General features: G+C 64.2%; 8 protein-coding genes. 2 read left to right on the top strand and 6 right to left on the bottom strand.

Annotated elements, in window-relative coordinates; genetic code table 11:
* Nucleotides 1-447: enoyl-CoA hydratase-related protein (locus VMR03_RS01130; RefSeq protein ID WP_325401438.1), on the bottom strand; the 447-nt coding region annotated here is incomplete at its 3' end.
* Between the two features lie 238 nt (nucleotides 448-685).
* Here VMR03_RS01130 and acnA point away from each other — a divergent pair.
* Nucleotides 686-3,853, top strand: a complete 3,168-nt coding sequence (acnA, locus tag VMR03_RS01125) for an aconitate hydratase AcnA (RefSeq protein ID WP_325401436.1) — start codon at nucleotides 686-688, stop codon at nucleotides 3,851-3,853.
* Nucleotides 3,854-3,972: 119 nt separating this feature from the next.
* Here the strand turns inward: acnA and VMR03_RS01120 are convergent, their stop codons facing one another.
* The 5 genes from VMR03_RS01120 to VMR03_RS01100 form a co-directional block, all read right to left on the bottom strand.
* A complete protein-coding gene (locus VMR03_RS01120) occupies nucleotides 3,973-4,947 on the bottom strand; it encodes a fatty acid desaturase (protein WP_325401434.1) in 975 nt (324 codons plus the stop codon).
* 129 nt (nucleotides 4,948-5,076) lie between these two features.
* Entirely contained in the window at nucleotides 5,077-6,180 is a 1,104-nt protein-coding gene (locus VMR03_RS01115; RefSeq protein WP_325401432.1) for a DUF4340 domain-containing protein, read from the bottom strand.
* Nucleotides 6,181-6,184: 4 nt separating this feature from the next.
* Nucleotides 6,185-8,140 carry a GldG family protein gene (locus VMR03_RS01110; protein WP_325401430.1) on the bottom strand — a complete coding sequence of 652 codons (1,956 nt, stop codon included), beginning with the start codon at nucleotides 8,138-8,140 and terminating at the stop codon, nucleotides 6,185-6,187.
* A 3-nt stretch (nucleotides 8,141-8,143) separates the two neighbouring features.
* On the bottom strand, nucleotides 8,144-8,878 hold the full coding sequence (locus VMR03_RS01105) for an ABC transporter permease subunit (RefSeq protein ID WP_325401428.1): 735 nt from the start codon (nucleotides 8,876-8,878) through the stop codon (nucleotides 8,144-8,146).
* On the bottom strand, nucleotides 8,875-9,909 hold the full coding sequence (locus VMR03_RS01100; RefSeq protein ID WP_325401426.1) for an ABC transporter ATP-binding protein: 1,035 nt from the start codon (nucleotides 9,907-9,909) through the stop codon (nucleotides 8,875-8,877). Before VMR03_RS01100 ends, VMR03_RS01105 begins: the two co-directional genes overlap by 4 nt.
* A 486-nt stretch (nucleotides 9,910-10,395) precedes the next feature.
* On the opposite strand from VMR03_RS01100, the gene VMR03_RS01095 reads away from it, so the two are divergent.
* A complete protein-coding gene (locus VMR03_RS01095) occupies nucleotides 10,396-10,803 on the top strand; it encodes a DUF2794 domain-containing protein (protein WP_325401424.1) in 408 nt (135 codons plus the stop codon).
* Nucleotides 10,804-10,860: the final 57 nt, after the last annotated feature.

Genomic DNA, 10,860 nt, shown 5'->3' with positions numbered 1-10,860 from the left:
GCGGCAGAAGACGCCCATCACCGCCCCTTCCTCGACGACGCGCATGTCGCACCAGAGCGCGAGTTCGAGCCCGCCGGCGACCGCGAAGCCCGAAATGGCCCCGATGACGGGCTTGGAAAGCAGCATGCGCGACGGGCCCATCGGACCGTCCGCCGCGAACCGGTCGAAATCGAGCCCGGTCGCCGGCGGCGTCGTGCGGTTGCCGCGCGGGCGCTCGTCCTTCGCGCCCTCACCGCCCTGCGCGACAGCCTTGAGATCGGCGCCGGCGCAGAACGTCCCGTGATCGCCGACAAAGACGGCGGCAAGCGCCTCCTCGTCGCGCTCGAAAGCGAGGAAAGCCTCGGCGAGCGCCGTCGCCGTCGGCCGGTCGACGGCGTTCTTCACCTCGGGCCGGCTCAGGATCACCGTCGTGACCGGACCGTTTTTCTCGACGCGGACCGCTTCCATGTCGCTCCTCCCGCTCTTTCTTTGCCCTTCAATATCACCTCGCGGCGCGTCGGGCGAAGCATAGCCTTCACGAACGAAAGACATTATAGTCGCGCGCGTTAAGCAGATAGGCCCATGAGGCGGGAAGCGGCGATCATGTCGGGGCCCCGGCGCGTAGATCGCGCGGGCGGCACGCTCAATGCCAACCCGTTTCCCAAACCCCTCCCCGTCCGGGCCGGCAGCATCAAGGAACGATCGAATGGCGAAGAAGGCCCCGGCGAAAGCAAAGGCGAAGGCGAAGAAGCCTGCCAAGAAAGCCGCCAGCAAAAAGGCGGCGAAACCCGTGAAGAGCAAGACGGCGGCCCGACCCGCCGCAAGGAAGAAGCCGGTCGCCAAGGCGAAAAAGCCCGCGAAGAAGGTTGCGGCGAAAAAAGCCGTGAAGAAGCCCGTCGCGAAGAAGGCACCGGCAAAGAAGCTCACGCCGAAGAAGCCCGCAGCCAAGAAAGCCGCGCCGAAGAAGAAAGTCGCACCGGCGAAGAAGTCCGTTGCGAAGAAGGCCCCGGCGAAAAAACCCGCCGCCAAGAAGGTAGCGCCGAAGAAAGCCGCGCCGGCCAAAAAGCCGGCCGCCGTGAAGAAGCCGGCGCCCGCGGCCAAAGCGACTCCGGCGAAGAAGCCGACCCCCGCGAAGAAGGCCGCCCCGGCGAAAAAGCCTGCTGCAAAGAAGCCCGTTGCGAAAAAGGCGCCCGCCTCGGTTGCCGGCAACAGCTTCGGCGCGAAGCAGACCCTGAAGGTCGGAAACCGCACCTACACCTATTACAGCCTGAAGCAGGCCGAGAAGAACGGCCTTTCGGGCACGGCGCGCCTCCCTTTCTCGCTGAAGGTGCTGCTTGAGAACCTGCTGCGCTTCGAGGACGGCCGCACGGTGACCGCCGCCGACATTTCCGCCATGAAGAAGTGGCTGAAGGACCGCACCTCGGACCGCGAGATCGCCTACCGCCCGGCCCGTGTGCTGATGCAGGACTTCACCGGCGTTCCCGCCGTGGTCGACCTTGCGGCGATGCGCGACGCAGTGAAGAACCTCGGCGGCGACCCGACCAAGATCAACCCGCTGGTCCCCGTCGATCTCGTCATCGATCACTCTGTGATGGTCGACAAGTTCGGCACGCCGCTCGCCTTCAAGGAAAACACCGACATCGAATATGAGCGCAACCGCGAGCGTTACGAATTCCTGCGCTGGGGTTCGAAGGCCTTCGACAATTTCCGCGTCGTGCCGCCGGGAACGGGCATCTGCCACCAGGTCAACCTCGAATACCTCGCCCAGACCGTCTGGACGAAGCAGGAAGGCCATGAGGAAGTCGCCTATCCCGACACCTGCGTCGGCACCGACAGCCACACCACGATGGTCAATGGCCTCGCCGTTCTCGGCTGGGGCGTCGGCGGCATCGAGGCGGAAGCGGCCATGCTCGGCCAGCCGGTCTCGATGCTCATCCCGGAAGTCGTCGGCTTCCGCCTCACCGGCAAGCTCAATGACGGCGTGACCGCCACCGACATGGTGCTCACCGTCACGCAGATGCTCCGCAAGAAGGGCGTCGTCGGCAAGTTCGTCGAATATTTCGGCAAGGGCCTCGACAACCTGACGCTCGAGGATCGCGCCACCATCGCCAACATGGCGCCGGAATATGGCGCGACCTGCGGCTTCTTCCCCATCGACAACGAGACGCTCAAATATCTGAAGGCCACCGGCCGTTCGGACGAGCGCGTCGCGCTGGTCGAGGCTTACGCGAAGGCGCAGGGCATGTTCCGCGAGACGAACACGCCGGACCCGGTCTTCACCGACACGCTCGAACTCGATCTCTCGACCGTCGTGCCGTCGCTCGCCGGTCCGAAGCGTCCGCAGGACCGCGTCGCCCTGACCGACGTGAAGGAGAACTTCCTCGGTGCGCTGGAAAAGGATTTCGGCAAACCCGGCCAGGCGAAGACTCGCGTCTCCGTCGAGGGCGCCGATTTCGATCTCGGCCATGGCGACGTCGTGATCGCCGCCATCACCTCCTGCACCAACACCTCCAATCCGAATGTCCTCGTCGCGGCCGGCCTCGTCGCCCGCAATGCGAGGAAGCTCGGCCTGAAGGTGAAGCCCTGGGTGAAGACCTCGCTCGCCCCCGGTTCGCAGGTCGTCACCGACTATCTGACGAAGTCGGGCCTGCAGTCCGATCTCGACGCGATGGGCTTCAATCTCGTCGGCTATGGCTGCACCACCTGTATCGGCAACTCCGGCCCGCTGCCGACCGAGATCAGCGCCGCGATCAACAAGAACGATCTCGTCGCCTCGGCCGTGCTCTCCGGTAACCGCAACTTCGAAGGCCGCGTCTCGCCCGACGTGAAGGCGAACTACCTTGCCTCGCCGCCGCTCGTCGTCGCCTATGCGCTGGCCGGCTCCACCCAGATCGACATCACCAAGGATCCGATCGGCACCGGTTCGAACGGCCAGCCGGTCTATCTGAAGGACATCTGGCCCTCCAGCGCCGAAGTCGCCGAGACGGTCCGCGCCTGCGTCACGCCGGACATGTTCCGCACGCGCTACGCCAACGTCTTCGACGGCGACGCGCATTGGCAGGCGATCAAGCTGACCGGCGGCCTCACCTACGACTGGGACGGCGGTTCGACCTATGTGCAGAACCCGCCTTACTTCGAGCACCTCTCGAAGGACCTGACGCCGATGGAAGACGTCAAGGATGCGCGCATCCTCGGCCTCTTCGCGGACTCGATCACGACCGACCACATCTCTCCGGCCGGCAACATCAAGGTGCAGAGCCCGGCGGGCTCCTACCTGAACTCGAAGCAGGTGGGCCAGCAGGACTTCAACTCCTACGGCGCGCGCCGCGGCAATCATGAAGTGATGATGCGCGGCACCTTCGCCAACATCCGCATCAAGAACCAGATGCTGAAGGGGATCGAAGGCGGGCTGACGAAGCTCGAACCCGAAGGCACGCAGATGCCGATCTACGACGCGGCGATGGAATACAAGCGCCGTGGCGTTCCGCTGGTGATTTTCGCCGGCAAGGAATACGGAACCGGCTCGTCGCGCGACTGGGCGGCCAAGGGCACCATGCTCCTCGGCGTCAAGGCGGTCGTCGCGCAGAGCTTCGAGCGTATCCACCGCTCGAACCTGGTCGGCATGGGCGTCGCGCCGCTGCAGTTCATCGGCGACGAGAGCTGGCAGTCGCTCGGTCTCGACGGTTCGGAAGTCGTCACCATCGAAGGCCTCAAGGGCGTGAAGCCGCGCGCGAAGGTCAAGGCCGTCATCGCCTATGCCGACGGCACGAAGAAGGCGATCGACCTCCTCTGCCGCATCGATACGCAGGACGAGCTCGACTACTACGCGAATGGCGGCATCCTGCAATACGTGCTGCGCCGTCTCGCCGCGTAACGCGAGCCGCAGCTAAAACGACAAAGGGCGCTCCCGAGGGAGCGCCCTTTTTGTTTGATCGGCGCCCGAAGCCGGACGCCCTCCGATCCTCGTCCCGAGGAGCCGCGAAGCGGAGGCGCTTAGGCCCGCGCCGCTTCCCTGAACGACACCAGCCGCTCCTTCTCTTCGTCCCACAGCGTCAGCCGGACGCATCCGAAGCTTTCCATGAGCGTCATCCTTCCGACATCGCGGAGATCGGGATGATCGCGCAGCACATGCGGCAGCCGGTAGAAGGGAATGCGGCTACAGAGATGATGCACGTGATGGATGCCGATATTCGCCGTGAACCAGCGCAGCACATGCGGCAGGTCGTAATGCGACGAACCGTAAAGCGCCGCCTCGTGGAAGCTCCAGCCGTCGTTCCTGGCCCAGAGCGTCTCCTCGAACTGATGCTGTACATAGAAGAGCCAGACGCCGATCGACGCGGCGAGCATCACGATGGGCAGATGCACGAGCAGAAAAGCCTGTATGCCGATCAGCCACATGAGCCCCGCCGCAATCGCGACGATCGCGACATTGGTCGCCTGCGTGCTGATCCAGGGCCGCCAGCCCGAACGCATCAGCCCGACGGGCAGGCGCTGCTGCAGCAGGAACATATAGGCCGGCCCGACGACGAAGAGCACGACCGGGTTGCGATAGAGCCTGTATTTGAGCCTGCCCCACCGGGAGCGCGCCAGATATTCGCGCACCGTGAGCGTGTCGATGTCGCCGACGCCCCGACGGTCGAGATTGCCGCAGCTCGCATGATGAAGCGCATGCGTCCGGCGCCAGAAATCGTAAGGCGTCATGGTGAGAACGCCGAGCGCGCGGCCGACCCAGTCGTTGAGCAGCTTGTGCGAAAAGAACGAGCCGTGGCCGCAATCGTGCTGGATGGTGAAGAGCCGCACCAGGAACCCGGCGGCGGGAATGGCGAGCAGAAGCGAAATCCACCAATAGCCGAACGCCGTGGCCGCCCAGGCGGCGGTCCAGAGCGCAACGAGGGGAAGCGCGGTGATCGCAAGCTCTCCCAGGCTGCGCCCGAAATGAGGATCGCGATAGCGACTGAGGATTTGCATCCAGGCGCGAGCGTCGAGGCGGGAAGCCCCGACATTATGTCCGATACTCAAAGGCGTAGAATCCAGGGTTGGCGGCATGCACGTCAGGACGCGCGAAGGCCGCGGCAAGCAATGATACGTGGGGACCTTTTATCTCTCCGGTCCCGCCTCATGCGTGAGGAGGTCCACCGACTGGGTGAGCTGATTGCCAGCCTGCTGCGGTAGCTTATAAGCCCATTTCGTCAACCGATCGTTAAGCATGTCGGCTTTCTTTTTCGCGGCCTCCGTCTTCATGGCGTCGCCGCCAGCCGGTTCGGCATCGGCTGCGATCTTCGCCCACAGCGCCCCGCCGCCGCCCGTGAGCGTCAGGGTCAGGCGAAGCCCGTCGAAGGTCTCGACCAGCACCTGGGGCGAAGTGTCGGGGAATTCAAGGGAGCCGACCGGCACCGCGTCGTCGAAGGTGAGATCGACGAGGCTGGTGGCCGTTCCGTTGACGACGGGCGCGCCGCGCGTGACGCGGCCCTTCGGGATGTTTTCGAGTGTGAAATCGTTCTCGTCGGCCGATGCGCGGTCCATCACCACCGGATGATCGGTGCCGGCCCAGAGCGTCACGCTTTTGATCTCGTCGCGCTTGAGGTCGAGGAAGGTGGCGTCGAGCCAATCCTGCGCCGCCTGGAACAACGGGAAGCGCCCGCGGGCGAGCCATGTCTGGTTGTCGCCGTCGCGCCTGACATAGATCATGCCCTGCCCGCGCGCGTCGCCCGTCTGGTCCGGCACCTTGCCGGCGATGAAGGACGCCATGGGCTTGCCCGCCTTGTCGAGGAGCTGAACCCGCGTACCGGAGCCCAGATCCTCCGGCGCGAGCAGGCCGAGATTGCGATGCCATTCGGCGCGCGCGGTGCGCGGCTCATAAAGCGTCAATTCCGAAATGCCGATCAGCGCCTTCTGCACGAGATCCTGCTTCGCCGGATAGTTCTGGCGTTCGGCCACCGTCCAGCGCCCGTCGGCGCCGCGGTCGAGCGTGATCTTCTCGACGCCGCGCAAACCTCGGCCGAGCGTATAGGTGATTTTGCCGACCTGATCGAGTTTGGTTTCGAGGCCGGGAAAGAAAGGCTCCGGAGCGAACTTGACGCGCACGCCGCGCTCCATCGTGACGACGGCGATCGTCGCCGCGACGACGGCGACGACCGTTGCCAAAGCGAGGATCGCGAGATTGCGGAGCGGCTTGTTCCCCCTGAGGACTGCGAGGTTCATGAGCCTATATCCCCTTGGCCGCGCGCGCCTTGCGGCGGCGATGACGCAACACGGCGATCCCGAGCGCCGCCAACGCGACGAGGATCGGCATCGCCATCACGTTGACGAAGCGGATTTCGGTCGCCAGCCCGTCGATGTCGCGCCTGAGATTGCGCTGCACGTCGCGCAGGGCCTTGCGGCTCTGCAGGAGCTCGGCGCGAAACTGCGCGATCTCCTCCTGCGCATGCGGATCGGCGGCTTGGCCCCCGGCGCTTTCGGGGCCGCTCTGGGCTTCGGCGGCGCCTTCCGTCTGGAGCGCGGCGAGGCGCTGCTCCGTCTCGGTGATCTTCGCCGTCAGCCTCTGCTGTTCGGCGAGGAACTTCCGCTCGGCCTCGCGGCGCAGATTCTCGACCACGACGAAGGGCCGGTCGACGCGTTCGCGCGCCCGCAGCGAGATGAGATCGTCCGAACCCATCAGATTGTCGATCGCCGAGAGCACGAATTTTCCGTTGTCGGCGATGGGCTCGAGCGTCCGGTCGTTGCCATAGCCCGACGCCTGCACCCAGAAGCGGTCGTCGAAGAGATCGCTGTCGGCGACGACGATGATGTTCGCATCCGCCTTGGTCTGGCCGAGGAAGTCGTCGGGCTTGTCCATCGCGTCGGAGCGCTTGGTCGCGTCCTCGTTCTGCGGCGGAACGGGCGCGGCCGAAAAGGCGCTTTTCAGAGGGCCCGAGACCCGCGCGGCGAAGACATAGCTCTCGCCCGACGGCTTGAAACCGTTGAGAAGCTCGTCCGGCGTCGGGCCCGACTTCACATAGTCGAGATCGTAGTCTTCCGCGTCCTTGGAGGACCAGAAGAGCGGCGTGAACTTGGTCGTCGCGCCCGGCGCCTGTTTCAGCGCCCCCGCCGTGCCGAGATTGAGATGATCGATGCTCGACGTCACGATGTCGTCGGGATCGAAATTGCCCTTCGGCACCGAAAGCCAGAGCACATAGTCGCTGGTCTGGCGCCGCGCATCGAGCCCGGTCTGCACGCGCATCGCGAGATCGCGATCGCCGACGACATGCCTGGCGTCGAAGTCGACGCCCCAATCCTTCAGCAGCGGCGCAAGGTCGGAGGATTCCGTATAGCCCTGCACCGGCTGGCCGTCCGGCCCGGCGGTGAGGCTCACCTCCGAATGCGGATCGACGAAGGCGAGAACGCGACCGCCGCGCATCACGAACTGGTCGATCGCATAAAGTGTCTGCTCGTCGAGCTTTTTCGGATGCGCGATCATCAGCACATCGACGCCTGCGGGCACCTTGACGAATTTCTGTTCGAGGAAATTGATCTCGAAGCGGTTCTGCAATTCCTGATAGATCGCGAAGGGTTGCGACTGGCCGCGCATCGCCGCCATCAGCCCGCCCGAACCGGTGTCCATCGGAATATTGGTGACGATGCCGAGCACGGGTTTTTTCGGGCGGCTCAGATTCTGGATGAGCCGCGTCACGTCATATTCGAGATATTGCTGACGCTCGTCGGTGAAATAGGGGATCGCTTCGATGCCGTCGACGAGGTTGGTGCCGACCAGACCGAAATAGATGACCTCGCCCTCTGTCGTCCGCGCGCCCTTGAGGCCGAGCGACATGGCGAGGTCTTCCTGCTCGGAGAAGGGCTCCGGATCGACCACCTCGAGCACGATCTTGCCATGCGAGCGGTCGCGGATTTCCTGAAGCAGGTCGCGAACCCGGTTCGCATAGGCGCGGACCTGCGGGAAATCGGTCGCGAGCGATTCCGAATAGAAGAATTTCAGCGTGATCGGCTCGTCGATCTTGGCGAGCACGTTCTCCGTCCCTTGCGACAGCGTGAAGAGTCGCGCTTGCGTCAGGTCGATCTGGGCCGAGCGGAAGACGATGTTTGAAAAGAGATTGACCGCGAGGAAGAGCACGGCAAGGAGCACGAGCGTCGCGATGCGGATGGCGGAGCGGTTGATGTTGGTCATGGCTCAGCCGGCCTTCTTCATGTCGACGACGATGCCGCAGGCGATGAGCCACGCTGTAATCAGCGTGAAGAAGTAGATGACGTCGCGAATGTCGATGACGCCCTGCGTGATCGCCGTGAAATGCGTCAGGAACGAGAAGGAGGCGATGGTGTTGAGCACCTGCTGCGGCACCCAGCTCGCGAAGAAATCGGTTACCAGCGGAAGCCCCGCCACCGTGAAGAGGAAGCAGGCGACGACGCTGACGACGAAGGCGATGACCTGGTTGCGCGTCGTCGCCGAGAGGCAGGAACCGATGGCGAGATAGCCGCCGGCCATGAAGAAGCTGCCGATATAGCCGGCGAGGATCACGCCATTGTCGGGTTGCCCGAGATAATTGACGGTGATCCACATCGGAAAGGTGAGGAGGAGCGCGATGCCCGAAAAGGCCCAGGCCGCGAGAAACTTGCCGAGCACGGCGGCCCAGAGCGGAATGGGGAGAGACAGCAAGAGCTCGATCGAGCCCGTGCGGCGTTCTTCCGCCCAGAGGCGCATCGAGATCGCCGGGATCAGGAACAGATAGAGCCACGGATGAAAGTTGAAGAAAATCTGGAGATCCGCCTGACCGCTCTCGAAATAGCCGCCCATGTAGAAGGTGAAGGCGCCCATCGTGAACAGGAAGATCACGATGAAGATGAAGGCGAGCGGCGTCGCGAAATAGCCGCCGAGCTCGCGGCGGAAGACGGCGGAGAGCTCTCTCATGCGGCGTTCTTTCCAGCGAGATCGGCGGTGTCCGAACGCGTGAGCTTGCGGAACACCTCGTCGAGACGGCCGGGTTCGCCGTAAAGCGCACGCACCAGCCAGCCCTTCTCGCGCGCGAGATCGGCGACCGCGTCGATGAGTTTCACCTCCGCCGAAATCGCATCCTGCTGTAGCGGGAAAAGCGTGAAGGTCGTTTCCGAGCCGCGCGGATTGATCTCGATCGATTCGATGCCGGGCAGCGCCTTCAGCGCCTCGGCGGCGACCGCCGTGACCTGTCCGCCGATCGTCAGCGACACCGCGTTGTGATAGCGCGAGCGCGAAATGAGTTCGGCGGGCGTCCCGTCGGCGACGACGCGGCCGCGGTCGATGATGAGCGCGCGCGTGCAGATCGCGTCGACCTCTTCGAGAATATGCGTCGAGATGATGATCGCCTTGTCGGCGGCCATGCGGCCGATGAGCTTGCGCACCTCGTGCTTCTGGTTCGGGTCGAGACCGTCGGTCGGCTCGTCCATGATGAGCACGGGCGGATTATGCAGGATCGCCTGCGCCAGGCCGACGCGGCGCCGGAAGCCCTTGGACAGCGTGTCGATCGGCTGTTCGAGAACGCCTTGGAGTTCGGTCGCGGCGACCGCGCTCTCGATCGCGCGCGTCGCGGTCGCGCCATGGAGCGCGCGCACGCGGGCGATGAATTTGAGAAAGGCGAGCGGCGTCATGTCGCCATAGGCCGGCGCGCCTTCGGGGAGATAGCCGAGCATGCGTTGCGCCGCGAGCTGATCGGTGACGACGTCATGCCCGCAGACCGAGGCCCGTCCCGCGCTCGGCGCGAGGAAGCCCGTGATCATCTTCATGGTCGTCGATTTGCCGGCGCCGTTCGGCCCGAGAAAACCGAGCACCTCGCCGCGCGAAACGCTGAAGCTGATGCCATCGACCGCCGTGAAGGGGCCGAAATGTTTGGTGAGCCCGTCGATCGCGATCATGGCATCGCCCGCAGCCTGACCCACGCTCGGATTTGTGCCGCTTGCCGTCTGCATACTCGCTCGCGTGATGACGTCAACTCCCTCAAGGTCGGGACGGGCGCTCTTGTTTTGCCTCGTTTCCTCCAAAGACCTGCTCGCATGTGTAGACAATGGCCCCTCCTCTCTCAAGTGAAAGATGAGACATCGTAAACGGCGGCGGGGATGCGGGGATAAGTGGGGCTTTTGAAAATGAAAACGCGCCGGCGAGGGGGGCAAGCGCGGCGCGTCTCATCTTTGGTGTTGCCCCTTGAAGGGGTGGCCCGGCCCCCAATTTCATCCCGGTGGGGCTGGGGGGCTGATGATACCGGAACGTCCAAGAGGACCGGGCCAGTGAGGCAACGATTGGAGATTGGCGGTCCGGTGTGTCCTCACAAGGGCTGAAAAAAGGCAATATTGTGATTCTGGATTAATCGCGCAAAAGCTAGCAGAATGAGGGGATTAGCGGGTCGCAGTCACGTATTGGACGGATCAAAGGCCTCGCGAATGAAAGGTTTGTGACGCATGGCGGATGGCGGTGAGGCAGCGGGAAAAACATCGCAGAGCGCCACCGGCTCCCTCAGCCTCGTCATCTCGTCGAATTCCGCGCCGTCCAAACTCCTCCGCGAGCCGGATGTCTTTTTCAATCGCGCCGAACTCGAGGCCATTCTCTCGGTCTATGGCCGCAAGGTCGTAGAGGGCGAGTGGCGGGATTACGCGATCGGCTCCGGCAAGGATGTCGCGATCTTCGCCGTCCACAGACGAACCAGCGAGATGCCGCTTTACCGCATCGAAAAGCGCCCGAAGCTGACGCGCCGCCAGGGCGCCTACAGCGTCGTCGCAGCGACAGGGCTGGTGCTGAAGCGCGGCCACGATCTGAAGCAGGTGCTGAAGGTTTTCGAGAAGCGCGCGCTGCGCCTGATCGACGCCTGATCGCTCTCGGAGTCGCCCTAAGGCGTCGTTGCGAGGCGGCGAAGCCGACAAAGCAAT

Origin of the sequence: Parvibaculum sp., from assembly GCF_035511255.1 — a bacterium.
Classification (GTDB): Bacteria; Pseudomonadota; Alphaproteobacteria; order Parvibaculales; family Parvibaculaceae; genus Parvibaculum.
This window is presented reverse-complemented; position numbering and strand designations above follow the sequence as displayed.